Genomic DNA, 26,403 nt, shown 5'->3' with positions numbered 1-26,403 from the left:
GTGCAACAACTTTGTCCCTACGCGACACAATTGCGCAACATTCGCGCTGTAGACGCTGCCCTGTCGGTCCAGCCCCCTATCTGACACCGACAGCCGCTGGCCTCTGGTCGCGGCACTCCCTGAACTGCGGGGCAGTCGTTCGTTAGCGGCTGCCCCTTCTTTTTTGCCCGTTTCAGCCCAGCCGCCAGCGCTTCAGCTGCGCCAGCACGTCGCCGGCGATCTGATCCTGCGAAAAATCGGTCAGGTCACGGAAACGTGGATCACTGTTGGTCTGCGCCGCAAGCGTCCAGGTCACGCTGCGGCGGCCCTCCGGCGCCTCCAGCGCGGTATAGGCCGCAAGCGGGCGGGCACGCGGAAACAATCGATAGACGAAGCGCCGCTCGGGCTCCGATCCGACTGTCAGCACGACCTCACCGTCCTCCACGTCCAGTCGGCATTCGCTGGGCATGTCCTGCTGGAGCGCATCATAGACGGAACGCAGCGCCGGCTCCCCCTGTTGCTCCAGCTGGCGCATGATCTCGCCGCGCCGCGCCGGAACGAACAATCGCTTCAGCCGCTCGCTGACAGGCGCGGCCTCATCAGCCAGCGTGATCCCTTCCAGATCGGCATTCGCCTGCCGCACCAGCCCGAACGCCAGCAGCAGCATGATGAAGCAGAAGGGCAGCGCAGCCATCAGCGTCGCCGCCTGCAATCCGCCCAGACCGCCCGCGACCAGCAGCAACGTCGCTGTCACACCCAGCAGCACACACCAATAGACCCGCTGCCAGCGCGGCGTTTCTTCCGCACCGCCCGACGTCAGCGTATCGATCACCAGCGCGCCCGAATCCGCCGAGGTGACGAAGAACACACCGACCAGGATGATCGCCAGCGTCGACGTAAAGCCGGCGGCCGGCAGATATTCCAGGAACTTGAACAGCGCCGTGGACAGGTTCGCCTGGACCGCATCGGCAATGCCGCCCGATGCTGCGCCAAGATCAAGCGCGATCGCCGTATTGCCGAATACCGTCATCCAGACGAAGGTGAAGGCGGTAGGAACGAACAGCACACCGGTGACGAACTCGCGCATCGTCCGCCCACGCGAAATACGCGCGATGAACATGCCGACAAACGGCGACCAGGCGATCCACCACGCCCAATAGAACAGTGTCCAGTCCGCCATCCAGGCGCGCGGTTCATAGGCGTACAGCGTGAAGGTGCGCTTCACGAAATGGTCGAGATACAGGCCAAAATTCTGGATCAGCGCACGCAGCAGGAAAAGCGTCGGGCCGACCGCCAGCACGAAAAGCATCAGCAGCACGGCGAGCACCAGGTTCAGTTCCGACAGTCGCCGCACACCCCGGTCCGCGCCGCTCAGCACTGACAGCGTCGCTGCGCCCATGACAATCAGGATCACCACCAGCTTGGTCGCGGTGGTGTCCGGCACGCCGTAATTATAGGCCAGCCCCGACGTCATCTGCGACACGCCAAATCCCAGCGACGTCGCAATGCCGAAAACGGTGCCGCACACTGCGAAGATGTCGATCACATCGCCCAGCGGGCCGTTGATCCTTTTACCCAGGATCGGTGCCAGGCCGGACCGCAGCGTCAGCGGCATCCCCTTGCGATAGGTGAAGAACGCCAGGCTCAACCCCACCAGCGCATAAATCGCCCAGGCATGGACGCCATAATGGTGGAACGTGATGGCCATCGCCTCGCGCGCCGCGAGGATCGTGCCGCTCTCCACCTCGGGCGGCGAGATGTAATGCTGGATCGGCTCGGCCACCGCGAAATACATCAGGCCGATGCCCATGCCCGCGGCGAACAGCATCGCCAGCCACGAGACATAAGGGAAGTCCGGCTCGGCATCGTCCGGCCCCAGCTTCAGCTTGCCGGCGGGCCCGAAGCCCAGGATCAGCGCCACGACCAGGAACACGGCGACCGACGCGATGTAGAACCAGCCGAACGTATCGATCGTCCACGCCTGCGCTGCCTTGAACGCCACGTCCGCGCGGCCGGGCATCAGCAATGTCACTGTCAGCAAGGCGACGACGATCGCCGACGCCCCCCAGAACACGCGCGGCACGATTTGAGCTTTGATCATCAGGGCGGCTGAACGCACCAGGGGCGCGTTTGGATCATCCAGATCATTGATGCCGATCAGGGCATCGGACGTCTCCCTGATTGCCACGCTTTTTGAACGGGCATAGGGCGGCACCCGAATTGTGATTGCCGGAGCTGTTTGCGAGTGATGAGGGAGGAACCAGCCGCGTTCCGTCGCCGCCTTGGGGTCGGCGCATTGGCGCTGGGGATGCTGGTGTCCCCGGCCCAGGCCTTTGCCCAGGCGAAAACGCCCACCGTCGAGGACCTCCAGCATCAGATCGACGAGCTGAAGGCGCAGATTCGCGTGCTGACCCAAAATCAGCGCGCCGCCGCGCCGTCCACGTCCGCCAACCAGCCTGCCGCCAACCAGTCCGCCGCCACCATTGCTCCTGCGCCCGCGACGACGAATCAGGCGCCCGCGCCAGACGCGCAGGTAGCGGCCACCGCGCCTGCCACCCCCGCGTCCCCGGCACAGACTGCCACCCCGGCCGCTACGCCCACCGCCGCTCCGCCGGTAGCGCTCGCGGCCGCCAACCCGCCGGCCGACAAGCCGTGGTACGAACGGATCAACGTGCGCGGCTATACGCAGCTGCGCCTCAACGAGATCATCTCGGGCGACGCCACCGCCCCGGACGGCGTGTCACGGCTGCGGTCACCCGGCGACGGCGGCATTACCGACGAAGGCAATTTCACCTTCCGCCGTATCCGCCTCGTCTTTTCGGGCGATCTGTCCGATTCGATATCCTTCTACTTCCAGCCCGATTTCGCCGTCGCGGTCAGCAACCAGTCCGCGGGCGAGCGTCGCGAGGGGTTCGCCCAGCTGCGTGATGCCTATGTCGACTGGTCGCCATGGGCCGATCGCCGCTTCCGCTTTCGCTTCGGCCAGCAGAAGGTGCCATTTGGCTGGGAGAATCTGCAGTCGTCGTCCAACCGGCTGACGCTCGACCGTTCGGACGGGATCAACAGTGCCATCCCCGGCGAACGCGATCTGGGCGTGACCGCATTTTTCACGCCGGCCGCGGTGCAGCGGATCTGGGATCGGCTGGAGGATGACGGGCAGAAGCTGTTCGGCAATTACGGCGCCTTCGGTTTCGGCCTGTATAACGGTCAGGGCGTCAACCGGCCGGAACGCAACAATGACCTGATGAGCGTCGCCATGGCGACCTGGCCGTTCGAGCTTGACGGCCTGGGCACCACCTTCGCCGGCCAGGTACTCGAAGTGGGCGCGTCCGGGATGCGCAACCGTGTCCGCCCCGAAATCCGCACCGGCGGCGTCAGCGACGCCAGCTTCCGTGACGATCGGGTCGGCGTTCACCTGATCCTCTACCCCCAGCCGTTCGGCCTCCAGGCGGAATGGAACTGGGGCCGCGGCCCGGAATATGATCCCTTGCTGGGGACGATCCGCACCCGCTCCCTCAGCGGCGGCTACGTCCAGGCGATGGGCCGGGTTCGCCAGAGCCCGCTCGGCCCCTTCATGCCCTATGTTCGCTGGCAGACGTATCGCGGCGGGTGGAAGGCGATCGTCAACGCGCCCCGACTGGAAACGGACGAGATCGAGCTGGGCATTGAATTCCAGCCGATCGAGGAACTGGAGCTGACGCTCGCCTATGCCGATATGACGCGGCGCGAGGCAGACGAGCGCCGCTTCGGCCGGGCGGAGGGCGATGTCATCCGCGCGCAGCTACAGTGGAATTATTGACGGCCGCGTCAGTTCGCGATCGTCAGTCGAGCGGGATGGCGCCCGTCATCCAGGTTGCGTCGGCGCCATAGCCGGCCACCTTTGCCGCCAGCGCATCGGATGCCGCCGCCTCCGTGAACCCCAGCGTGCGCCAATAGGTCGCGGCGCCGCCCACCGCGATCAGCTCGGCGCGCCCAATGCCCTGCCCCGCGGCGCACATGAAGGCCGCTTCCATCAGCGCCCGTCCGGCCGACAGCCCGCGCGCGTCAGGGGAGACGGCCATGTCGTGGATGAACAGCACGTCGACCTGCGGCGGCTCGGCGAGCACGGCTCCCACCGGCGGCGGCGACCCCTCCGGCCAGCCATGCGCCAGCACATAGCCCGCCATCGTGTCGCCCTGCATCGCGACGAAGCAGCACGAACTCGCCAGTCTCACCCTGCTGCCGAAGGCGGCTTCGTCCTCCAGCAGGAACGCGGGAAAGCAGACCGCCTGAATGGCAAGCGCCGCCGGCACGTCGCTCTCGGCGAAGCGGCGGATGGTCAGTGAAGAGGCCTGTGACATCATCGCTCCACTTTCGCCGACGACCGTTCAACCGGCAACAGCCGCACGCAGCTCCTGCGCGCCCCGGCGGCGTCAGTCCATGCCGGGATAGGCGTTGAACGCCGGCAGGTCGGCGATGCCCGGCGCCCAGCCCAGCCGCTCCTTTACCATGATCTGTGCGCCGGGCGGCAGCCGTTCCGGGTCGTCGAGCGTACCGGACTGGATATCGACGATGCCCGGCAAGGTCTCCGGGTTGCGATAGAACAGCCCCGTCCCGCAGGCGCTGCAAAACTCCCGCGTCCCGTGCCGCGACGAATGATAGCACGTCGTCGCGCCTTCGACGGTCAGTTGATCCTCCTGCCACGCGATCCACCCGACCATCGGCGCGCCCGACCAGCGCCGGCAATCCTCGCAATGGCAGATCGCATGATGCTGCGGCTCACCTTCGGCTGCCCATGTGACCGCCCCGCAATGACAGCGTCCCGTCGCGCTCATCACCCTTCTCCCAATCGTTTCACCTTTGTTCTCATGCATTGCGCTGTCGCGCAACCCTGCCTACGTGGCACCCGTGACCGAATTGTCGACGCAGAGCCAAGCCAGCGAGCCGCCCTATCTTTCCGGCCTGAATCCGCCGCAACGCGAGGCCGTGCTTACCACCGACGGGCCCGTCCTCGTCCTCGCCGGTGCCGGCACCGGCAAGACGGCGGCGCTGACCGCGCGCCTCGCCCATCTGCTCTACACCCGCCGCGCCTATCCCAGCGAGATCCTGTCGGTGACCTTCACCAACAAGGCGGCGCGCGAAATGCGCGAGCGGGTTGGCCGCCTCGTCGGCGATGCGGTGGAGGGGATGCCATGGCTCGGCACCTTCCACGCGATCGGCGCAAAGATGCTTCGCCGTCATGCCGAACTGGTGGGCCTGCAGAACAATTTTACCATCCTCGACACTGACGATCAGCTGCGTCTGCTGAAGCAGCTCGTCCTTGCTGCCGATATCGATGAGAAGCGCTTCCCCGCGCGCAGTCTCGCCGGCCTTATCGACGAATGGAAGAACAAGGGGCTCACCCCGCGCGAAATCGACGCTGGCGAAAGCGAGCGTTACGCCAACGGTCGCGGCGGCGAACTCTACGAGCAATATCAGGCCCGCCTGCGCGCAGTGAACGCCTGCGACTTCGGCGATCTGCTGCTCCACGTGCTCACCATCCTGAAGAACAATCGCGAGGTGCTGGAGCTGTATCAGCAGCGCTTCCGCTACATCATGGTGGACGAATATCAGGACACCAATGCCGTCCAGTACCTGTGGCTGCGGCTGCTCGCGCAGGAACGCCGCAACATCTGCTGCGTCGGTGACGATGACCAATCGATCTATTCCTGGCGCGGCGCGCAGGTCGAAAACATCCTGAAGTTCGAAAAGGACTTCCCCGGCGCCAAGGTCATCCGGCTGGAGCAGAACTACCGCTCCACGCCGCACATCCTGGGCGCCGCCGGCGGCGTGATCGGCAACAACACGGGGCGGCTCGGCAAGCAGCTGTGGACCGAGCTCGACGTCGGCGAAAAGGTCCGCGTCGTCGGCGTATGGGACGGGCCTGAGGAGGCGCGCCGCGTCGGCGACGAGATCGAGGCGTGCCAGCGTGCGGGCAAGAGCCTGGACGACATGGCGATCCTGGTCCGCGCACAGCACCAGACGCGCGAGTTCGAAGACCGCTTCATCGCCATCGGCCTGCCCTATCGCATCGTCGGCGGCTTCCGCTTCTACGAGCGGCAGGAAATCCGCGATGCACTCGCGTACCTGCGCATCGTCAACCAGCCGGCGGACGATCTCGCCTTCGAACGCATCGTCAACACGCCCAAGCGCGGCCTTGGCGACAAGGCGATCGCCAAGCTCCACCAGCTTGCCCGCGCGGAGAACCTCCCGCTCAGCTTCGCCGCCGCGCGTATCCTCGACACCGACGAACTAACCCCGCAGGCGCGCCGTGCGCTGGGCAATTTCGTCGGTGACATCGCGCGCTGGCGCGACATGGCGCGCGATCTTCCGCACCCCGAACTCGCCCGACAGATCCTCGACGAATCCGGCTACACCGCCATGTGGCAGGCGGAAAAGTCCGCCGAGGCCGCGGGCCGGCTGGAAAACCTAAGCGAACTCGTCCGAGCGATGGAGGAATATGAAAGCCTCGGCGCTTTCCTCGAACACGTCAGCCTCGTCATGGACAATGAAGGCTTGCGGGAGGATCCCAAGGTCACGATCATGACGATCCACGCCGCCAAGGGCCTCGAATATGACACCGTCTTCCTGGTCGGCTGGGAAGAAGGCCTGTTCCCCTCGCAGCGCTCGCTCGATGAAACCGGCACCCGCGGGCTCGAGGAGGAACGCCGCCTCGCCTATGTCGCGATCACCCGCGCGCGCCGCCAGGCCACGATCCTCCACGCCGCCAATCGCCGCATCTATGGCCAGTGGACCAGCTCCATCCCTTCGCGCTTCGTCGCGGAGCTGCCCGACGATCACGTGGAAACCGAAACCACCATGTCGGGCGGCGAAAGCCTGTGGCGCGCCAACTGGTCGGAACGCGCCGACCCCTTTGCCGACGTCGGGCGCGGCACCGGCCGCGGCCCGGGCTGGCAGCGCGCGGCGGGGACGCTCGGCGGAAAGCCCGGCGGCGACTGGCAAAGCCGCACCTTTTCGCGCGAACCGTCGCGCGTGGTCGAAAGTCGCACGCCGGCGGTCAGCCTCGGCAACAAGGGGCGCACCGACCTGTCGGTTGGCCTGCGCGTCTTCCACGAGAAGTTCGGCTACGGCACGATCGAGGAGATCGAGGGCAACAAGCTCGAGATCGAGTTCGAGAAGGCCGGCCGCAAGCGCGTCATGGACAGCTTCGTCACCATCCCCTGAGCCTCAGTGCTATTTACCTGCCGAGTTGATGCCGCAATAGTCCGGCCATGGCCCTTCCGCGTGCTGATGCCGACCAACTCGCCCGTCAGGGGCTCGATGCCCTGCGCAATCGCGACGGCGCCCGCGCCCGCGCCATCTTTGATCGGCTGGCGGTGGAGGCCCCGGCCGACGTGCCGCGTCCGTGGTTGCCGCTCGCCCAGGCCTGCCGACTGATCGGGGACGCCCCGGCTGAGACGGAGGCGCTGCAGGCGCTGCTCAGGGAACAGCCTCGCAACCTCGCCGGGCTGTTGCTGATGGGGGATCGCAAGCGGCTCGATAGCGACGATCGCGCCGCAACCGTCTTCTACACCGCGGCGCTCAATCAGGCCGCGGCCATGCGTGAGGTTCCGGCCTCGCTCCACCCGCTGCTGCGCCAGGCGGAAGCGTTCAAGCAGGAAAGCGCCGTGCGCTTCGCCGGCCATGTCGAGGCGGCCGTGGGCGCGCTTTACGCCGGCCGCGTCGCCCAATCGGTCGACCTGCTGCTCGGCCGCCGCGAACTTCACCTGCAACAACCCTCGATGTTCTATTTCGAAGGGCTGCCGCAGCGCCCCTTCTACCGCCGAGACGAGTTCGACTGGGTCGCCGAACTGGAGGCCGCCACACCCGCCATCCGTGCCGAACTGGAAGCCGTTACCGAGGACTTTCGCCCCTATGTGGAGGGTGATCCCAACCGCCCGCTCCCCAACAACCCCCTGCTCGACGATCCGGCATGGAGCGCGCTGCATCTGTGGCGCGGCGGGGAGATCGTGGCGGAGAACGCCGATCGCTTTCCCGTCACCATGGCGGCGCTGGCTAAGCTGCCCATTCCGCGCATTGCCGGCCGCTCACCAATGGCGCTGTTCTCGAGGCTGACGCCCGGCGCGCATATCCAGCCGCATCACGGCCTGCTCAACACCCGCCTGATCTGCCATCTGCCGATCATTGCCCCGCCCGGCTGCGCGCTGCGCGTTGGCGCCGACACGCACGAATGGCGCGAGGGTGAGCTCGTGACCTTCGACGATTCCTTTGAGCATGAGGCATGGAATCGCGGCACGTCGACCCGCACGGTCCTGCTGTTCGAGATCTGGAAGCCGGAAATCGCGCCCGACGAGCGCGCCGACCTGACCCGGCTGTTCGAGGCGATCGACGCTTATGGCCCGCCGATGGTTGATCAGGGCTGACGGCAGCTGCGCACGGCCCCGCTCGCCCGCAGCGCCCACCAGATGATCAGTGGTTGGAGCAGCAGGCGCACCACATGATATCCGATCGGCAGCCCCGTTCCGCTCGACAGGTCGTTCCACGCATGCTGCATGTTCGCCGGCCACACGCAAAGCGCATAGGCCGCCAGCGCCCATCCCGCCGCGCGCCGGTACCGCGGCGTCACAAGGGCCGCCGCGCCTGCCAGCTCGGCGAGCCCGGTTGCCAGCACCACCAGCCGCGGCGCCGGCACGAACTTCGGCACGATCCGCACCATCGCATCGATGAACAGCAGATGCCCGATCCCCGCCGTCAGATAGAAGGCGATCAGCAGCCAGCGTGCCACGCGTCTGCCGCCGCTCTCCCGGTCCATCATCGATCCTCCTGACCAACGGAACGATACGCCGATGCAACCGTATCCGCCTTGCCCTCTATGTGGGGCGCTTGCGGGCGCCCGGTTTTCAGGATTGGGAGAGGATCGCGACATGTCGTTCCGTCACATCGCCGTCACCATGGCTGCCGCCGCGGCGGCGGTGGCAACCCCCGCACTCGCGCAAACCGCCGCTGATGACGCGCGCTTCCGCGCCGCGCAGGAACGGTTCGAGCGCGAGCTGGAAACCTTCCGCAGCGAATATGATCGCTACCAGTCGGTGCGCCGGGTGCCGGGATCCGGCTATCGCACCGCGCCGGCCGACCCCCGGTACGACGACCCGCAATGGCGCGATGAGGGCGATTATGATCCCAGCCGCTATTATAGCTCCGGCAACCAGGAACGCGCGCTCGGCCCCAACGACCGGGTCTATACCGGATCGGACGGCCGCTATTACTGCCGCCGGTCGGACGGGACGACCGGGCTGATCGTCGGCGGCGCGCTGGGCGGCGTGCTGGGCAATGTCATCGATGGCGGCCGCAGCCGCACGGTCGGAACGCTGCTGGGTGGCGCGGCCGGGGCACTCGCCGGGCGCGCTGTGGATCGCAGCAATCAGCAGATCCGCTGCCGCTGACGAACGGATCGTCGCGGCGCTGCGAGTCAGCAGTCGACGGCCAGCAGCGTCACCCCTTCGTAGCGCTCTTCCTTGGGATTGAAGAGCTCGCTCGGCGTGAAGCGCCGCGGCGTGACCCGCATCCCGCCCAGGCCAACGATCTTGAACGCGCCGATCTTCGGCTCGCGCGGCGGCTTGCCGTCGCGCTCCAGCGTCACCGCGTCGAGGTAGAATTCACCGTGCTTGGTGTAAACGATGTGCGGCGCCAGCGTCACGTCGCCGCGATTATAGGTCGCGGCGAGTGCCTGCTGCTTGACGATAGCCTCGAACACGACGGGCATGGTGGCCGGCGGCGGCGACGGTGCGACCTGATCCTGGTCGGTATTCAGCTTCATGTTCAACGGCAATATCCACACTGCTGCACCGCAGCAACATTCGTTTTCTGCAACTCTGCGTAACCTGTTTGCACCCGTAGATGCGGCTGCTCACTCCTGCTCGGGCATCAGCTTGCGCGCAAAATAGGTCATCTGCAGCGCCTGCAGTCGCGCACCCTGCGCAATGTCGGCATCACCCGAATGGCCACCCGCCGTGTCCTCGTAGAACAGGTACGGCAAGCCATATTCGCGCATCCTCGCCGCGAACTTGCGGGCATGCTGCGGCCCGACCCGATCGTCCTTGGTCGTCGTCCAGATATAGGGTTCGGGATAACGCCCACCGCGGCGCAGCGCATGATAAGGCGAGATCCGCTCGAGGAACGCGCGCTCCTCGGGGACGCTGACCGAGCCATATTCGTCCACCCACGACGCGCCCGCCGCAATTCCTTCGTAGCGCAGCATGTCGAGCAGCGGCACCTGGATCGTCACCGCACCCCACAATTCGGGGTGCTGCGTCATCTCGACACCCATCAGCAGGCCGCCGTTGGACCCGCCATAGATGCCGAGCCGCGAGGCACTGGTGATCCCGCGCGCAAACAGGTCGCGCGCGATATTGGCGAAATCGTCATAGATCAGCTGGCGACGCGTCTTGCGCCCTGCCTCATGCCATGACGGGCCGAACTCCCCGCCGCCGCGGATGTTGGCCAGGACAAATGCCCCGCCCCGCTCCAGCCACAGCTTGCCGGTGATGCCCGAATAATAAGGCGTGTTCGATACCGCGAAGCCGCCATAGGCCGTCATCAGCGTCGGCGTGCTGCCGTTGAGCGGGGTGTCCGCCCGGCGAACGACGAAATACGGGATCTTGGTGCCGTCAGACGAGGGCGCCTCGTGCTGCTCCACCACCAGCCCGGTGGCATCGAAGCGCGCGGGCGCCGACTTGACCGTCGCTGGCGCCGCATCGCTCGCCGCGTTGAATGACATCAGCAGCGTTGGCGTGGTGAAACCCGACACCGCCAGATAGGCTTCGTCACTCGCGATATCGCTGGCCACCAGATCGACCGACAGATTGTCGGGCAGCTTGAGGCTGCGGCTGCTCCACCCGTCCCCGGACGGCGTGAACACCATCGCGCGGCCACGCACATTGTCATAGATCGCCGCAACCACCGCATTGCGCGTCACGCGCACATTGCCCCGGTCGACCGCTTGCCGTTCCGCCGGCGCGAAGATCACCGTCGGCGTGCCCGTTCCCGCCATCGCGTCCTTCAGCGGCAAGGAGGCAAGGGCCCCCTCCGGCACCGCGCCCCACGGCTCGCTCGTGCGGAAGATCAGCCGTCCCTTGACCAGCCCGATCGCCTCCACCTTCTCCGGAATGGCGATCTTCTTCGCGGTCTTGCCGTCCCACAGCAATGTCTCGGAGGTGAAGAAGGTCTTGGCGCGCGTGATCACCACCGCGCGGTTGCCGTCGCCGTCGACCATCACCGATGGAAACACGCCCAGGTCATCTTTGGTCCCGCGGTACAGCTCGCGCGCCTCGCTCAGCGGCTGGCCCCGCTTCAGGATCTTGACCACGAACGGATAGCCGGACTTCGTCAGCGATCCGGTACCCCAGTCGCGCGACACGATCAGCGTGTTCTCGTCGATCCAGTCGGCATTCTGCTTCGACGTCGGCAATGCAAAGCCGTCCTTGACGAACCGCCCGTCGACCAGGTCGAACTCGCGCAGCGACGTGGCGTCCTCGCCCCCCTCGCTCAGCGTGATGAGGCAGCGGCGCTCGCCCGGTTCGAGGCAGACGACCCCCTTCCAGACCCACTTCTTGCCTTCCGCCTGCGACAGCGCGTCGACATCGATCAGCGTCTGCCAGCGCGGCGTTGCGGTGGCGTACTCCTTGGCGCTCGTCCAGCGCCAGATGCCCTGCGGGTGCTTCTGGTCACGCCAGAAGTTGAAGATCCGGTCGCCCAGCATCTGCGGCATCGCGATCCGGTCCTCGGCGGAGGCGATGGCCAACGCCTCGTCATAGAAGGTGCGATAGCGCGGGTCGTTCTCCAGGCGGGCAAGCGTCCGGGCATTTTCCGCCTCTACCCATGCCAGTGCCCGCTTGCCGTCCTTGTCCTCAAGCCAGATATACGGATCTTCAGTCATCGATGCGATTTGGGCGGCGCTTTGCGGTGCTGCAAGCGCTCCAAGTGCGATAGCCACAAGATGTTGCAATGCGGGACCTGTCTTCATCGGGCGTCGACATACTGTCTCCTGCCGATCGAACAACCCTGAGCTGGCGCTGATCCAACGCTTTAGCGTACGCCCCGCGGCACCCCGCAATCGCCGGCTTGTCCACGACCATCATCCGCGTATGACCGCCGCAATGTCCGATGGCCTTCCGCTTCCCCGCCGCCTGTTCGCGATCGGCGCGCTTGGTTGCGGGTCTGCGCTGGTGATCATCGACGGCGGCATCGCCAACGTCGCCTTGCCGACGATCGCGCGCGATCTGCGGGTGGCGTCCAGCGCCGTGGTGTCGATCGTCACCGTTTATCAGGTCACGCTGGTCATGCTCCTCCTGCCATTTTCGGGGATGGCGGAGCGTATCGGGCTCAAGCGGACCTACCAGGGCGGGCAGATCATCTTCACCCTGTCGACCCTGCTCTGCTTCTTTGCCGAGAGCTTCCCGTTCCTCCTCATCGTGCGGACGATGCAGGCGATCGGCGCGGCTGGCGTGCTCAGCGTGTCGTCAGCGCTGATCCGTCACACCTATCCCGCCCGGCAGCTTGGCCGTGGGCTCGGGATCAATGCTGTCATCGTTACCAGCGCCGCCGCCGCGGCGCCCACGGTTGGCGGCCTGGTGCTCGCCGTCGCGCCTTGGCCGTGGGTCTTCGCCTGCACCATCCCGCTCGCGATCGTCAGCCTGATCCTCGGTCGCTGGCTTCCCGATCCCCCGCCGCGCCTCACCAGGCTCGATCTTGCCGGTGCAATCATGTGCGCGGCGATGTTCGGCCTCGTCATCGGCGGCGCGGAAAGCTTCGTCCACGGCGACAGTCCGGTGGTCAGCGCGGCGGTCGTCGCCGCCGGCGCGACCATCGGCTGGTTCTTCGTGCGGCGCGAACTGGGCATCACCGCGCCGATCCTCCCCGTCGATCTGCTCGCCCGCCCGATCATTGCGCTGTCCGCGATCGGCAGCCTCACCGCGTTCATGGCGTCAATGACGGTGCTGGTCTCCACGCCCTTCCGTCTGGCCGCGCTGGGTTTCACCCCCGCGCAGATCGGCACCTGCATCGCCCCCTGGCCGCTCACCAACATGGTCGTCGCACCGCTCTCCGGCGCATTGTCCGATCGTATCCCTGCGGGCATCCTGGGGGGCATCGGCATGGCGGTCTCGCTCATCGCGCTGGTGCTCCTCGCGACCATGCCGGCCGACGCGGGGATGCTCGACGTGGCGTGGCGCATGGCGTTGTGCGGATCGGGATTCGGCCTGTACCTGCCGCCCAATTCGCGGCTCGTGGTCGGCTCCGCGCCGCACCATCGCGCTGCCGCCGCCGGCGGCCTCATATCCACCCTTCGCCTGACGGGGCAGACAATCGGCGCCACGCTGGTCGCCGCGCTTCTCGCCGCGGGTGTCGGGACGGGTGCCGTCCCGCCGCTGGTGGCCGCCGGGCTCGCGCTCATCGCCGGGCTGTGCAGCATCGCCCGGCTGCGCCCCTCGGTAAGCAGCCCCGCCGGCTTTGAAACTCCTGCCGAGGCACCAACGCTCCGCCCCTCGCGCTGACCGGAACGCGGCTCGCATCCGCTCGTTCACGGCAAGGCACTAACCGGAGTTAATCATGCCCTACGTCAAGACACGTGATGGAGCCGACATCTTCGTGAAGGATTGGGGCGAGGGTCGTCCCGTCGTGCTGATCCACGGCTGGCCGCTGTCCGCCGACAGCTGGGATCCCCAGGCACTGGCGCTGGCGGAGGCCGGCTATCGCGTCATCTCCTATGACAGGCGCGGCTTCGGCCGGTCGAGCCAGCCGTGGACGGGTTATGACTATGACACGCTGACCGACGATCTGGCCGACGTGATGAAGGCGGCTGGCGTCGAACAGGATGCGACGCTGGTCGGCTTCTCGATGGGCGGCGGAGAGGTCGCACGCTACATGAGCCGCCATGACGGCCGCGGCGTCAATTCGGCCGTGCTCGTCGGGTCGGTCGTACCGTATATGCTGAAGACGGAAGACAATCCGCACGGTGTGCCGGAACATCAACTTCTCGGGATCGCCGCCGGCATCCAGGAAGACCGCCCCAACTTCTTCCACAATTTCTTCAAGGACTTCTTCGGCGTCGGCTATGTGACCAGCCCGGTCAGCCAGCCGATGCTCGACTGGGCCTGGCGGCTTGCGATGCAGGCGTCGCTGCGTTCGACGCTGGAATGCGCCAAGAGCTTCAGCTTCACCGATTTCCGCCCCGACCTGCCGGCGTTCCGCGTACCCACGCTGGTGATCCACGGCACAGGCGACAAGACGGTGCCGATCGACGCCACCGGTCGCGCCGCCGCCGCCGGCATCGCGGCCAGCCAGCTGGTCGAATATGACGGCGCGCCCCACGGGCTGTTCGCCACCGAAAGCGAGCGCCTGACGGAGGATCTGCTGACCTTCCTCAGCCGCTGACCGCTGGCTCATGAAAAAAGGGGCGGTGGAGGTTTCGTCCTCCACCGCCCCTTTTCGATTCCGGGATGGCGATCAGATGTGCAGCGCGCGGCCGTAGGCGCTCAGCACCGATTCATGCATCGCCTCGCTGATCGTCGGGTGCGGGAACACCGTCTCCATCAGTTCCGCCTCGGTCGTCTCCATCGTCTTGCCAATCGTGTAGCCCTGGATCATCTCGGTCACTTCGGCGCCAATCATGTGCGCGCCCAGCAGTTCGCCGGTCTTGGCATCGAACACCGTCTTCACGAAGCCTTCCGGCTCGCCCAGCGCGATCGCCTTGCCGTTCCCGATGAAGGGGAAGTTGCCAACCTTCACCTCATAGCCGGCATCCTTCGCCTTCGCCTCGGTCAGCCCGACGCTGGCGATCTGCGGCCGGCAATAGGTGCAGCCCGGGATGTTGCGCGGGTCCATCGCATGCGGGTGCCCGCCAGCAATCGCCTCGGCCGCGATCACGCCCTCATGGCTCGCCTTGTGCGCCAGCCACGGCGGCGCGGTGATGTCGCCGATCGCCCAGACGCCCGAAACGTTGGTGCGGCACATCGCATCGGTCTTCAGGAAGCCGCGCTCGTCCATCTCGACGCCCATTTCCTTCAGGCCGATGTCTGCGGTGTTCGGCACGATCCCGACCGCCACGATCACATGGCTGAATTCGGCGGTCACTTCCTTGCCCGATGCGTCCTTCAGCTTGGCGGTCACGCCCTTGTCGCTGACGTCCAGCGCGCTGACCCCGGCGGAGGTCATGATCGTCATGCCCTGCTTCTTCAGCGACTTTTCCAGATGCGCGGAAATGTCTGCATCCTCCACCGGCACCAGCCGGTCGAGCATCTCGACGACCGTCACGTCCGCGCCCATGTCGTTGTAGAAGCTCGCGAACTCGATCCCGATCGCGCCCGATCCGATGACCAGCAGCTTGCTCGGCATCTCGCTCGGCGTCATCGCGTGGCGATAGGTCCAGATCCGCTTGCCATCGGCCTTGGCGAACGGCAGGTCGCGCGCCCGCGCGCCGGTGGCGACGATGATGTTCTTATACCCGATCTCGGTCGCCTTGCCGTCCTCGGCCGCGACGGTCAGCTTGTTCTTCCCCGTCAGCTTGCCCGTGCCCATGTGGACGGCAATCTTGTTCTTCTTCATCAGGTGCGTGACGCCCTGGTTGAGCTGCTTGGCAACGCCGCGCGACCGCTTCACCACCGCGTCCAGGTCAGCGACGATGCCATCCGCCTTCAGGCCGTAATCCTTGGCATGGCCCATCAGGTGAAACACCTCGGCCGACCGCAGCAGCGCCTTGGTCGGGATGCAGCCCCAGTTGAGGCAGATCCCACCCAGCAGTTCACGCTCGACGATCGCGACCTTCAGCCCCAGCTGCGCGGCGCGGATCGCAGCGACATAGCCGCCCGGCCCCGAGCCGAGGACGACGAGATCATAAGTGTCTGCCACTTTTCAGTTCCTTGGTTTGCGCGCGGCCTTCATCACCGCCGGCACGCTCATCGCCAGCAATGCCAGCATCACCGCCCAGCTCACCGGCTCCAGCGAGTCGGCGCCCTGCGGATAGGACCAGATCGCCGCGCGAAAGACCGCCTGCGTCGCCACCAGCGCGATTGCCAGATAGATCAGCTCGACGGCCGCCGCGCGGTTCATCTCAGGCCAGCATGCCCAGCGGATTTTCGCACAGCGCCTTGAACGCCTGCATCAGTTCGGCACCATCCGAACCATCGATCGCACGGTGGTCGAAGCTGCCGGTCGCGCTCATCACGGTCGCGATGCCCAGCGCATCGCCGATGACGTACGGGCGCTTCTCGCCTGCGCCGACCGCCAGGATCATGCCCTGCGGCGGATTAATCACCGCCTCGAACTGCTTGATCCCGTACATGCCCATGTTGCTCAGCGACGCGGTGCCGCCGGTGAATTCCTCCGGCTTCAGCTTCTTGTCGCGCGCACGCGCGGCCAGATCCTTCATCCGCGTCGAAATCGACGACAGCGACGCGGTATCGGCCTCGGTGATCACCGGCGTGATCAGCCCTTCCGGCGTCGACACCGCGACCGAGATGTCGGCGCGCTTGAACGTGACCAACTCGTTCGGCGTGTACATCACGTTGCACTTGGGCACCTGCACCAGCGCCGCGGCCAGCGCCTTGATCATCAGGTCGTTGACGGACAGCTTCACGCCGCGCGCGCCCAGGCTCTCGTTCAGCTCGGCCCGCAGCTTCAGCAGCTTGTCGAGGCGCACGTCCACGGTGAGGTAGATGTGCGGCACCTGCTGCTTCGACTCGGTCAGGCGGCGCGCAATCGTCTTGCGCATGTTGCTGAGCTTGGTCGTCTCATGCGGGATGTCGGGGATCTGGGCCGGGGCAGGTGCAGCGGCCGGCGCGGCGGTTGGCGCGCTGGCGGCCTGCGAAGGCGCAGCCGCGGCCGCCGGCTGCGCGCCTTCCACATCGGCCTTTACGATCCGGCCGTTCGGCCCCGATCCCGCCAACGTCGCCAGGTCCACGCCCTTCTCGGCGGCGATGCGGCGCGCCAGTGGGCTGGCCTTCACGCGCTCGCCATCGCGGCGCGGCGCGGCAGCGGCCTGCGGCTGTGCTGATGCCTGGACCAAAGCCTGGGCCTCAGCGGCCGGCCGCTTGTTCTCGGGGTTTTCTGCGGACACCTTCTCGCCGGTTTCGCGATCGACCGGTGCGTCGACCTGCTCCTTCTTCGGCGCCGGGGCGGCGGTCTCGGCGGCAGCGTCCTTCTTCGCCGGCGCGCTTTCCTCACCCTCACCGTCGAGCAGCATGATGACCGTGCCGACCTTCACGCCATCGGTACCCTCGGGAACCACCAGCTTGCCGACGACGCCCTCGTCGACGGCCTCGAACTCCATCGTCGCCTTGTCGGTCTCGATTTCGGCCATGAGGTCGCCCGCCTTGACGGAGTCGCCCTCCTTCACCAGCCATTTCGCCAGCGTGCCTTCCTCCATCGTGGGGGAGAGCGCGGGCATTTTGATCTCGATCGACATGAAGGTCCTCAGCGGTTCCTGGCGGGGCGCCCGTCTCTTGCGCCGAGGCCTTGCGCGGTCAACCCCGCAGGCGGATAAGTGACGCCTTACAGGGGCGAAGACAATATAATGCGCATCTATCTGACCGTGATTGATGAAACCCCGGAGGCAGAGATCGCGCTTCGCTTCTCCGCCCGGCGCGCCGTGAAGACCGGCGGCGGCGTGGAAATCCTCGCCTTGGTCGAACAGCAGGAGTTCATCGCCTTTGGCGGCGTGCAGGCCACGATCGAGGATGAGGCGCGCCGCCATGCGGAGGGGCTGGTGGCCAAGGCCGCCGGTACCTTGCTGGAAGAATCTGGCCTTCGCCCCTCCATCACCGTGCGGCAGGGCGATGGTCCCAAGATCATCCGGGAGCTGCTGGCCGCCAATCGCGAAGTCGCCGCGCTGGTGCTTGGCGCGGCCGCCGACGGGCCGCCCGGACCGCTCGTCACCCACTTCGCAGGTCAGGCGGGCACGCTGCCGGTACCGCTGATGATCATCCCCGGCAATCTCGATCGCGAGGCAATCGACCGGCTGAGCTGATCCACCCGCGTCGCCCCTGCGAGACCCGGCGGCGCGGGCGTCAATCTCAGCGGCGCCCCTGGCTTGGCGACGTGGTGGTGGTCGTCGTCGTCACCGGCTGCCCCTGCACCGTGATCGTCGTGATGCTCGTCCCCGGATAATAATAGCCGTTGGCATAATAGCCGGGCGTCGGCGTCGTGGTGGTCGTGCTGAGCACCCGCGTGCCCGGTGCCGCCGTCACCACGACGGGGGCCGCACCCGTTACCTGCTGCACGGGGGCCGCACCCGTTACCTGCTGCACGGGGGGCGCCGGCGCACGCGGTGCCACGGCCGGAGGATATCCACCGGTCGCCGCCAAATAGCCTGCTCCCGGAACCGGATAGTCCGCGCCGTAGCGCGGCGCCGGCGCGCGATAGGGTTCCGCAGGCTGACCAGCGCCCGCGACCTGCCCTGCGCCAACGCTCGTCACCGTCCGCTGCGCCGGGGCGGGTCCGGGTGTGCGTGCTGCCGCTCGGCGCGGTGCGTCATAGGGCGCACCCTGCGACGACGGGCGGGCCGGTGGCGGTGGCGGTGGCGGTGGCGGGGCGGCATAGGCCAATCGGTCATATCCCGGCATCGCGCCGACATCGGCATAATCGACCAGCACATCGTCAAACTGGTCCCAATCGACGCCGCCGATCGTGTCGTGCACCGATCCGCGCGCATCGATCATCACCGCGTCGTCATAATAACGCGACCAGACATAGCCCTCCGGCGGCCGCGGCAAGCCATAGGTGGCCCAGTCGTTCACCCGCCAATCGGGCGACAGCCAATAGGTCGGCAAGGCCCAGCCCCGCAGCGGCCGGCGATAGGCGTCCCAGCCGCCCGGCGCGCGATGCCCGGCCCACCAGCGTCCCTCGGACCGCTCGCCCCAGCGCGACGGCGACGTGACCGCGGCCTGCGACGCGCCGGCGTCACGCCGCGCCTCGGCCGAGCGGCGGCTTCCCGGGGGCGGCGGCACACGCGGGCCGCTCGGTCGCTCGGCGGCTGCAGCGCGCAGGTCGGGGCGATCGGGACTGCCAGCCGCCGCGCTCGTCGCGATCGACAGGATCGCCGCCGTCGCCAAGAGTGCGCGCATCGTCCATTCTCCCAGAACTCATTCAACCGGCAAGGCAACTGCCGACGCTCGTCAGGAAGAATGATATCAAAATGGATAAGGACTAGCCACAACGGCCAATGTCCCGGAATGATGCATCCGGAACAGGCACCGTGGCGCGACCATCGTTCGTATCAGGCGATCCGCGGCGCCAGTAACGCGACGATCGCCTCGCATCCTCGCGCATCCTGCGCGTCGAACCGCCCGGGAATGGGGCTGTCGAGGTCAAGGACGCCGACCAGTCGGCCCTCATGAATAATCGGGACCACCAGTTCCGACGCGCTTGCCGCATCACAGGCGATATGGCCCGGAAAGGCGTGGACATCGGCCACCAGCTGCGTCTCGCGCGTCGCGGCCGCGGCGCCGCACACCCCCGCGCCGACCGCGATACGGATGCACGCCGGCTTGCCTTGGAACGGCCCCAGCACCAGCGTGTCGTCCACCATGCGGTAGAAGCCGGACCAGTTCAGGTCGGGCAGATATTGCCACAGCAGCGCCGCGGCATTGGCCATGTTGGCGATCGCGTCCGGCTCGTCGGCGGTCAGCGCGTCCAGCGCCGACAGGATGTCACGGTAAAGCTCGGCCTTGTCGCCGGCTGCAATGTCGAACTGATACATGGCGCGCGATGTAGTCGCCCGCGCCGCATCGCGCGAGGGCCTTCCTTCATGCGCCGCTTACCATTGTTGCGCTATTGGGGTGGCATGATCGCCGATTCCATCGTTGCCGCTGCCGGCCGCGCCGAGCCCCGCCCGGCGTCCGCCGTGTCGCATGGCGTCGGGCTTGCCGGGCTCGCCGGGGTGATCGTCTGGATCGCGATTGCCCGCGCCTATGGCATGGACGGGCCCTATGCCGCGCTGGTCAACCTGCTCGCCTGCGGCATCCCGATGATCGTCTGGTCGATCTTCGTCGACAAGGTTCATCGCCGTTCGTCGACCGGGATCGACTGGGCAGCGGCGCGGCCGTGGCGCGACACCATCGACGTCAGCCTTGTCAAACTGGCCGGCCTTTGGGCGACCTGGGCGGGCATCGCGCTCATCTACGCCACCTGTCGCTTTTACTGGGAGGGCAATTTCGCCTTCGCCATGTGGTGCCTCGGCACCGCCGCCCCCGCCCTCTTCCTGCTGTCGATCCCCTATGTCTTGTGGCTCGACCGCTATCTGGTCGAGCCGCGCGATGGCGCCTGGGCGCTCGGCGCATGGCTCACCAACACTGCTCGGCCGGAACCGGACGTGATCTACGGCCACCTGCGCGCCTGGGGGGTGAAGGCCTTCTTCCTGGCATTCATGCTCGCCATCGTGCCGCCCGGTTTTGCCGAGTTCATCCAGACGCCGACCTTCGGCATCCTCGCGGATCCGGTGCGCCTCGCCAATTGGCTCATCACCTTCATGTTCGTGATCGACGTGGCGTTCGCGACGGTCGGCTACATCCTCACCATGCGGCCGCTCGACGCGCATATCCGCAGCGCGAATCCCTATGCCGCCGGCTGGGCCGCGGCGCTGATCTGCTATCCCCCCTTCATCCTGATGGATGCCGGCGGCCCGCTCGATTATCACCCCGGCACCGCCGACTGGACCTATTGGCTTCAGGGATATCCCGTCCTGCTGGCGCTCGTCGGCGCGCTGCTGGTGCTGCTCACCGGCATCTACGCCTGGGCGACGGTCGCCTTCGGCCTGCGCTTCTCCAACCTGACGCACCGCGGCATCCTGACGCATGGTCCCTACGCCTGGTCACGCCACCCGGCCTATCTGACCAAAAACCTGTTCTGGTGGGTCTCGACGATCCCGCTGCTCTCGACCGGCTCGCTGGCCGACGCGGCGCGTGCCACGCTGATCCTCGCGGCGGTCAGCGGCGTCTATTACTGGCGTGCCCGGACGGAGGAGCGGCACCTGTCGGCCGACCCCGCCTATCAGGAATATAGCGCCTGGATGAGCCGCAACGCGCCGGTGCCGCGCTTCTTCCGCTGGATCGGCGGGCGCTGACGTTCAGCCGCGCACCTGCCCCGTCCCCACGCCGACCCATTTGTAGGTCGTCAGCCCCTCCAGCGCGACCGGCCCGCGCGCATGAAGCCGGCCGGTCGCGATGCCGATCTCGGCGCCCAGCCCGAACTCGCCGCCGTCGGCGAACTGCGTCGACGCATTCCACAGCACGATCGCGGAGTCGACTTCGGCCAGGAACTGCTCTGCCACCGCCTCGTCCGACGCGACGATCGCATCGGTATGGTGCGAACTGTGCCGGGCGATATGCGCCAGCGCGCCCTCAAGCCCATCGACCATCGCGACCGAACAGATCGCGTCGAGATATTCGGTGTCCCAATCCTCCTCGGTCGCCGGGACAACATCGGCAACCGACGCGATCCGCTCGTCGCCCCGCACCTCGCACCCCGCCGCCGCCAGCGCGGCGATCAGCGCACCCGGCTCGGGGTAGCCAGCGTCGATCAGCAACGTCTCGGTCGCCCCGCAAATGCCGGTGCGCCGCATCTTCGCATCGACCACGATCCGGGTTGCCATCACCGGATCGGCGGATCGGTGGATGAACAGGTGGTTGATCCCGTCGAGATGCGCCAGAACCGGCACCCGCGCCTCCGCCTGGACGCGTGCGACCAGGCTTTTTCCGCCGCGCGGCACGATCATGTCGATCAACCCGTCCGCCGCCAGCATCGCGCCCACCGCCGCGCGATCGGTCGTGGCGACACGCTGCACCGCATCGGCCGGCAGACCGCCCGCCGCCAGCCCCTCGCAGAAGGCCTGATGGATCGCGGCATTGCTGTCACGCGCCTCCGATCCCCCGCGCAACAACACGGCATTGCCCGACATCACGCACAGCGCCGCGGCATCGGCGGTCACGTTGGGCCGGCTTTCGTAGATGATGCCGATCACCCCGATCGGTACGCGCACGCGCGACAGGCGCAGCCCGTTGGGGCGTGTTGCCGTGTCGATGATCTGGCCGACAGGATCGGGCAGCCCGGCCACCGCTTCGACCGCATCCGCCATCGCCGCGACTCGCGCCGGGTCCAGCCGCAGACGATCCAGCATCGCCCCCGACAGCCCCGCCGCCTCCGCTCGCGCAACGTCCTGTCGATTGGCGTGCAGAATGTCTTCGGACGCCGCTCGCAGCGCCTGCCCGACCTGACGCACGCCGGCGCGCCGCTCCTCCGTGCTGGTGCGCGACAGCACGCGCTGCGCCGCGCGCGCTTTGGTGGCGAGGTCGGCGATCAGGGCAGACGGGGACAACGGATCCAGCATGGCCGCCATCTACCATGCCAGGGCGTTGCGGACGAGTAGCTGTGGTCCCCCAGATCAGCGCGCAGCTCCCGCCTTCGGCATTGTGGCAGCGATACAGGCATTCGCCCGCATCCCAGCAACGCCAGCACCCCCGCGCCCTCGCCCGTCACCTGACGCTAGACGCGCCTTTCCAGCCCCTGTGATGCCGCGCCTGCCCGCACTATATCGCAACCCATGTGGCAGACGCTCGATCGACGGCAGATGCTGGCTGTGCTGGGCGCGGGAGCCGCGGCAACGGCACTCGGCGCCTGCCGCGCCTCACCCGCCGCCGCGGAAAGCTTCCCCGTCCGCTTCAGCGACGAACAATGGCGCCAGCGCCTGTCGCCCGCGGCCTATCGCGTGCTGCGGCAGGAGGCGACCGAGCGTCCCTTCTCCAGCCCGCTGGATCGCGAGAAGCGCGCCGGTATCTTTCGTTGTGGGGGTTGCGGCCAGCCGCTGTTTTCCTCGCGGACCAAATTCGACAGCGGCACCGGCTGGCCCAGCTTCTATGCGCCGCTGCGCCATGCGGTGGGAACGCGGCGGGATTTCTCGCTCGGCATCCCGCGGACGGAGGTGCATTGCGCCCGCTGCGGCGGCCACCTTGGTCACGTCTTCGACGATGGCCCGCCGCCGACGGGGAAGCGCTATTGCATGAACGGGGTCGCGCTACAGTTTCGCGCCGCCTGATAGGCGCCGCAGGCGGTCAGGAACGGGCGCTCTGGCACCCCGCCCGGGATCAGTCCGAAACCGAAACGCCGCCGCTGACCGGCACCGATGCGGCCGATGCGATCGCCAGATTGGCCAGCCGCGTCTCGTCGGCACCCTCGCCCTTGCCGGCCTGGATCACCGGCGCACCGGCAACGCCATCGGCATAGATGAAGCCGTTGGTCGGATAGTCGGACGTGCCAAGGCCGCCATTGGGCGCATACCACACCTTGACCATGCTCCAGTCACCGGCCGGGGACACGTCGATCGCGCGCACATCGCGCTCGATCTTGCCACGGCGCGACCAATTGGCGTGGGTCAGGCGCACTTCGCGATCGCTGACGACCTGGCTGACCATCGCGACATGGCCGACGCGCATGCGGCGGGTCGACTGGAAGGAAAGCACCGCGCCGACCTTGGGCGTATTGCCGCGCTCGTAACGGCCGGCAGCCTGGCCCCACCAGGTATTGGCGTTGCCGTGGATCTGAATGCCAGAGATCTCACGGGCATAAGGTGCGCACTGCCAGAACTGTGCATTGGCTGCGGTCGCGGTCATCAGGCCGCACGACACCACCAGCGCCAAACGCGCCGTCAAAGACTTGAAATTCACTGCGACCCCCCGGCCAAACCGACGTTCGTTGCAGTCCAGCTACGGGGGGTTCCGCTGAATACCAATAGTTGCGGGAACCAATTCCGATGAACGGTGTTGCGGCGCCGACGAACAGCAAAACTACTCGTATTTTAACCATCCGGCGGCGGCCGCCCGCCGCTTCTCACGCTTCCGCAGGCTGAAGAACCGCCGTTTCCGCCTGCATTTACTCCGATTGGATTCGACGCAGAAAGAAGAGCCCCCGGGATGATCCCGAGGGCTCCTCCACCTCATCGCTGGCGCAGGTGCTTACGGCACCGGGTCGATCCGTTCCGCGTCCAGCGCCTGCATCCGGAGCGCCTCCAGCCGCGCGGTATGCTCCGCCCGCCCGAAGGGGAAGGCGCGGTAGGTGAACGCCGCGATCAGCGCGAGCACCGTGGCGCAGATGATGTAGATAATCGTCAGGCGATCCAGCACCGCGACCGGCACCTGCCCCGGCACCGCCTTCGCCGGGAAGTTCGCCGCCGCCAGGATCAGTCCGGTGGCAAAGATCCCCACGCCGCTGGTGCACTTCTGGATGAAGAAGCTGCCCGCGAAGAACACGCCCTCGGAACGTCGCCCGGTGCGTTGCTCGGAATCCTCCACCACATCGGCCATCATCGATGCCCCCAGGATGTGCGCCGTCACGCTCGCCGCCGTCCCCGCCGCCAGCATGCCGAACAGCAGCGGCAGCATCATCGGGTTCTCCGGCCCCGGGAACATGCCGGCCAGCCGCAGCCAATAAGGCGTGGTCCCGATGATGATCGCCAGGATCGCTGCGGTCGACGCCGCCTTGGGCTTGCTCGTCACCGCCCCGATCCGCGGCGCGACGACAAACGCCACCAGCACGCCGCCGAACAACACCATGCTCAGCGGCACGAAGGTCGGCACCGTCAGCCCCAGGAAGCTGACCGTCGTGAACCCCCACACATAGGTGTAGAGATAGTTGGAGATCGCGTAGGTGATGCCCTGGTTGGTGAACACGAACAGCCCGGCGATCATCAGGATCACGAACGCCTTGTTGTTCAGCGTCTGGAACAGGTCGGCGAAATTCTGCTTCAGCGTCTGCTTCTCGATCACCGGCGACGGAAGGTTCGGGATCTCGCGATGGGTGCCCATCGCCGACGTCAGGATGGCGATCCCCATGAAGATCGCGCCGGCGACGGCAAATCCCTTGTACCCCGCGGGATTGAGCAGGCCGTTGGGATATTCCGGCGTCGGCGACAGGAACACCCAATAGGCCGCGATCAGCATCACCAGCCCGCCGGCCCAGCCGAACAGGTAGCGATAGGCCATGATCCGCGTCCGCTCGTCATAATCGGCGCTCAGCTCCGCGGCCATCGCCTGGCTTGGCACTTCATACGCGCTGACAGCGCTACGCACGAGCACGGCGACCGCGAACAGCCAGCCGAGCGTCGCCGCCTGCGACGATTGCGGCGGGTTCCACAGCAGGATCCAGCCCAGCATGATCGGCAGCGCCGATCCGTACAGCCACGGATGCCGCCGTCCCCAGCGCGTACGCGTGCGATCGGACAGGAAGCCGATCGTGGGATCGACAAAGGCGTCGATGATCAGCGCTAGCATGATGACGAAGCCGACCGTCGCGGCCGGCACCCCGATCACCTGGTTGTAGAACAGCAGGAGGAACGTGCCGAAGCCCGAATCCTTCACGCCATAGGCCGCGGCGCCGAAGCCATAGCTGGCCATCGTTCCCGGGCGCAGGCGACGCGCCGGCGCCGGACTGGGCACCGCGACGGTGGCGGTACTCGCGATTGTGGCGTTCATTGAAATGCCTCCAGCGCCGCGAACAGCCCGGGCTGTTCGGGATCCCAGCTTTGCCGTGTGCCGATGGTGATGCCGCCATCGACGACCAGATGTGTGCCCGTGACGAACCCGGCCTCGTCGCTCAGCAGGAATGCGACCGCCGCGGCGATATCCTCCGGCCGCCCCGCCCGCTTCACCGGCTGCGCGTGCGCGGCCACCTGCGCGATCGCCTGGTTCGCCAGCTCCAGCTTGTCGGCCGGCACGTTCAGGTGCCGGGTGAAGATGTTGGTGGTGATGAAGCCGGGGATTACCGCGTTGACGCGGATATTGTCCTTGGCAAGGTCCGCGGCCGCCAGCTTCGACAGGTGCAGCACCCCGGCCTTGGCGGTGGAATAAGCGATCGGCGCATAGCCGGTGCCCAGGGCAGAGACGCTTGAGGTGTTGACGATCGCCCCGCCGCCGCGCTTCGCCATCAGCGGCGCGGCATATCGGATGCCCAGCGCCACCGATCGCAGCAGCAATGATTGGGTGCGGTCCCAGCCATCGGCCGGCATTTCGTCGATCTTTTCCGGCGCGCCGCCGGCGCCGGCATTGTTGAACAGGACGTCCAGCTCGCCCGGCGCCTCGATCAGCGCCTTGATGTCACCCTCCTCGGTGACGTCGCATCGTCGGAAATGGATCTTGCCGTTGGATGTGCTCGCCAGCTCCTCGCCACCTTCCTCGTCGATGTCGCCGATCCAGACCTCGGCTCCTTCTTCCGCCAGCCGCAGCGCAGTCGCACGTCCGATGCCGGACGCGCCGCCTGTCACCACGGCACGCTTACCCGAAAAGCGCATCCTCTCGTCCTGTCTTTCTGTTTTCGGCAGCATAGTATGGCGCTGCCCTTCGTCAATCATAACCTGTTCGAAAAAGCGGTAGGCCGCTTGCCGTCTTTCGGCGCGCTCGCTAGCCCCAC

Annotated in this window: 24 protein-coding genes; 9 read left to right on the top strand and 15 right to left on the bottom strand. The window is 66.9% G+C overall.

Features of this window, described 5'->3' with window-relative positions:
- Positions 1-172 precede the first annotated feature (172 nt).
- A complete protein-coding gene (locus CA236_RS02525) occupies positions 173-2,080 on the bottom strand; it encodes a BCCT family transporter (protein WP_125944427.1) in 1,908 nt (635 codons plus the stop codon).
- A 147-nt stretch (positions 2,081-2,227) separates the two neighbouring features.
- Between CA236_RS02525 and CA236_RS02520 the strand changes: the two genes are divergently transcribed.
- Entirely contained in the window at positions 2,228-3,778 is a 1,551-nt protein-coding gene (locus CA236_RS02520; RefSeq protein WP_125944426.1) for a porin, read from the top strand.
- A gap of 22 nt (positions 3,779-3,800) precedes the next feature.
- On the opposite strand, the gene CA236_RS02515 is transcribed toward CA236_RS02520, so the two are convergent.
- Both CA236_RS02515 and CA236_RS02510 read right to left on the bottom strand, forming a co-directional pair.
- Positions 3,801-4,319, bottom strand: coding sequence for a GNAT family N-acetyltransferase (locus CA236_RS02515; RefSeq protein WP_241212490.1), 519 nt, complete (start codon positions 4,317-4,319; stop codon positions 3,801-3,803).
- Between the two features lie 72 nt (positions 4,320-4,391).
- Positions 4,392-4,793: a GFA family protein gene (locus CA236_RS02510; protein WP_125944424.1), complete on the bottom strand. Its 402-nt coding sequence runs from the start codon at positions 4,791-4,793 to the stop codon at positions 4,392-4,394.
- 82 nt (positions 4,794-4,875) lie between these two features.
- Between CA236_RS02510 and CA236_RS02505 the strand changes: the two genes are divergently transcribed.
- Both CA236_RS02505 and CA236_RS02500 read left to right on the top strand, forming a co-directional pair.
- Positions 4,876-7,182: a UvrD-helicase domain-containing protein gene (locus CA236_RS02505; RefSeq protein WP_186314007.1), complete on the top strand. Its 2,307-nt coding sequence runs from the start codon at positions 4,876-4,878 to the stop codon at positions 7,180-7,182.
- A 47-nt stretch (positions 7,183-7,229) separates the two neighbouring features.
- Positions 7,230-8,381 carry an aspartyl/asparaginyl beta-hydroxylase domain-containing protein gene (locus CA236_RS02500; protein ID WP_125944422.1) on the top strand — a complete coding sequence of 384 codons (1,152 nt, stop codon included), beginning with the start codon at positions 7,230-7,232 and terminating at the stop codon, positions 8,379-8,381.
- On the opposite strand, the gene CA236_RS02495 is transcribed toward CA236_RS02500, so the two are convergent.
- On the bottom strand, positions 8,372-8,770 hold the full coding sequence (locus CA236_RS02495) for a DoxX family protein (RefSeq protein ID WP_046407627.1): 399 nt from the start codon (positions 8,768-8,770) through the stop codon (positions 8,372-8,374). The genes CA236_RS02500 and CA236_RS02495 overlap by 10 nt on opposite strands.
- A 112-nt stretch (positions 8,771-8,882) precedes the next feature.
- Between CA236_RS02495 and CA236_RS02490 the strand changes: the two genes are divergently transcribed.
- Complete coding sequence (locus CA236_RS02490) at positions 8,883-9,401, top strand: glycine zipper 2TM domain-containing protein (RefSeq protein ID WP_125944421.1); 519 nt, start codon at positions 8,883-8,885, stop codon at positions 9,399-9,401.
- 26 nt (positions 9,402-9,427) lie between these two features.
- On the opposite strand, the gene CA236_RS02485 is transcribed toward CA236_RS02490, so the two are convergent.
- A complete protein-coding gene (locus CA236_RS02485; protein ID WP_241212508.1) occupies positions 9,428-9,775 on the bottom strand; it encodes a hypothetical protein in 348 nt (115 codons plus the stop codon).
- A 90-nt stretch (positions 9,776-9,865) separates the two neighbouring features.
- Positions 9,866-11,893: a prolyl oligopeptidase family serine peptidase gene (locus CA236_RS02480; protein ID WP_241212488.1), complete on the bottom strand. Its 2,028-nt coding sequence runs from the start codon at positions 11,891-11,893 to the stop codon at positions 9,866-9,868.
- 220 nt (positions 11,894-12,113) lie between these two features.
- On the opposite strand from CA236_RS02480, the gene CA236_RS02475 reads away from it, so the two are divergent.
- Both CA236_RS02475 and CA236_RS02470 read left to right on the top strand, forming a co-directional pair.
- Positions 12,114-13,508, top strand: a complete 1,395-nt coding sequence (locus CA236_RS02475) for an MFS transporter (RefSeq protein ID WP_125944419.1) — start codon at positions 12,114-12,116, stop codon at positions 13,506-13,508.
- Positions 13,509-13,563: 55 nt separating this feature from the next.
- Positions 13,564-14,388 (top strand): alpha/beta hydrolase, encoded by an 825-nt coding sequence (locus CA236_RS02470; protein ID WP_125944418.1) that lies wholly within the window; start codon positions 13,564-13,566, stop codon positions 14,386-14,388.
- A 72-nt stretch (positions 14,389-14,460) separates the two neighbouring features.
- On the opposite strand, the gene lpdA is transcribed toward CA236_RS02470, so the two are convergent.
- From lpdA to CA236_RS02455, 3 genes are read right to left on the bottom strand one after another with little or no spacing between them, the layout of a single operon-like run.
- A complete protein-coding gene (gene lpdA, locus CA236_RS02465; RefSeq protein WP_125944417.1) occupies positions 14,461-15,861 on the bottom strand; it encodes a dihydrolipoyl dehydrogenase in 1,401 nt (466 codons plus the stop codon).
- A 3-nt stretch (positions 15,862-15,864) separates the two neighbouring features.
- Positions 15,865-16,062, bottom strand: coding sequence for a hypothetical protein (locus CA236_RS02460; protein ID WP_125944416.1), 198 nt, complete (start codon positions 16,060-16,062; stop codon positions 15,865-15,867).
- A gap of 1 nt (position 16,063) precedes the next feature.
- A complete protein-coding gene (locus tag CA236_RS02455; RefSeq protein WP_125944415.1) occupies positions 16,064-17,416 on the bottom strand; it encodes a pyruvate dehydrogenase complex dihydrolipoamide acetyltransferase in 1,353 nt (450 codons plus the stop codon).
- A 108-nt stretch (positions 17,417-17,524) separates the two neighbouring features.
- On the opposite strand from CA236_RS02455, the gene CA236_RS02450 reads away from it, so the two are divergent.
- A complete protein-coding gene (locus CA236_RS02450; RefSeq protein WP_125944414.1) occupies positions 17,525-17,977 on the top strand; it encodes a universal stress protein in 453 nt (150 codons plus the stop codon).
- Positions 17,978-18,023: 46 nt separating this feature from the next.
- On the opposite strand, the gene CA236_RS18925 is transcribed toward CA236_RS02450, so the two are convergent.
- Both CA236_RS18925 and CA236_RS02440 read right to left on the bottom strand, forming a co-directional pair.
- Positions 18,024-19,073 carry an RcnB family protein gene (locus tag CA236_RS18925; RefSeq protein ID WP_206430493.1) on the bottom strand — a complete coding sequence of 350 codons (1,050 nt, stop codon included), beginning with the start codon at positions 19,071-19,073 and terminating at the stop codon, positions 18,024-18,026.
- Between the two features lie 152 nt (positions 19,074-19,225).
- Positions 19,226-19,708: a GAF domain-containing protein gene (locus CA236_RS02440; RefSeq protein WP_046407582.1), complete on the bottom strand. Its 483-nt coding sequence runs from the start codon at positions 19,706-19,708 to the stop codon at positions 19,226-19,228.
- An 84-nt stretch (positions 19,709-19,792) separates the two neighbouring features.
- Between CA236_RS02440 and CA236_RS02435 the strand changes: the two genes are divergently transcribed.
- The gene (locus tag CA236_RS02435; protein WP_046407580.1) at positions 19,793-21,070 is read left to right on the top strand and encodes an isoprenylcysteine carboxylmethyltransferase family protein; all 1,278 of its coding nucleotides are present in this window, start codon (positions 19,793-19,795) and stop codon (positions 21,068-21,070) included.
- Positions 21,071-21,073: 3 nt separating this feature from the next.
- Here CA236_RS02435 and CA236_RS02430 read toward each other — a convergent pair whose 3' ends face one another.
- On the bottom strand, positions 21,074-22,333 hold the full coding sequence (locus CA236_RS02430; protein WP_046407621.1) for a glutamate-5-semialdehyde dehydrogenase: 1,260 nt from the start codon (positions 22,331-22,333) through the stop codon (positions 21,074-21,076).
- 213 nt (positions 22,334-22,546) lie between these two features.
- On the opposite strand from CA236_RS02430, the gene msrB reads away from it, so the two are divergent.
- Positions 22,547-23,038, top strand: coding sequence for a peptide-methionine (R)-S-oxide reductase MsrB (gene msrB, locus CA236_RS02425; RefSeq protein WP_125944413.1), 492 nt, complete (start codon positions 22,547-22,549; stop codon positions 23,036-23,038).
- A gap of 49 nt (positions 23,039-23,087) precedes the next feature.
- Here msrB and CA236_RS02420 read toward each other — a convergent pair whose 3' ends face one another.
- The 3 genes from CA236_RS02420 to CA236_RS02410 form a co-directional block, all read right to left on the bottom strand.
- Positions 23,088-23,612, bottom strand: a complete 525-nt coding sequence (locus tag CA236_RS02420) for a CHAP domain-containing protein (protein ID WP_197075346.1) — start codon at positions 23,610-23,612, stop codon at positions 23,088-23,090.
- Positions 23,613-23,954: 342 nt separating this feature from the next.
- Positions 23,955-25,469: an MFS transporter gene (locus CA236_RS02415; RefSeq protein WP_241212487.1), complete on the bottom strand. Its 1,515-nt coding sequence runs from the start codon at positions 25,467-25,469 to the stop codon at positions 23,955-23,957.
- Positions 25,466-26,284, bottom strand: coding sequence for an SDR family NAD(P)-dependent oxidoreductase (locus tag CA236_RS02410; protein WP_125944412.1), 819 nt, complete (start codon positions 26,282-26,284; stop codon positions 25,466-25,468). Before CA236_RS02410 ends, CA236_RS02415 begins: the two co-directional genes overlap by 4 nt.
- Positions 26,285-26,403 lie beyond the last annotated feature (119 nt).

Origin of the sequence: Sphingomonas sp. ABOLG (assembly GCF_003950435.1) — a bacterium.
Taxonomy (GTDB): domain Bacteria; phylum Pseudomonadota; class Alphaproteobacteria; order Sphingomonadales; family Sphingomonadaceae; genus Sphingomonas; species Sphingomonas panaciterrae.
Note: the sequence above shows the minus strand (reverse complement) of the source record. Positions and strands in the feature narration are given on the sequence as shown.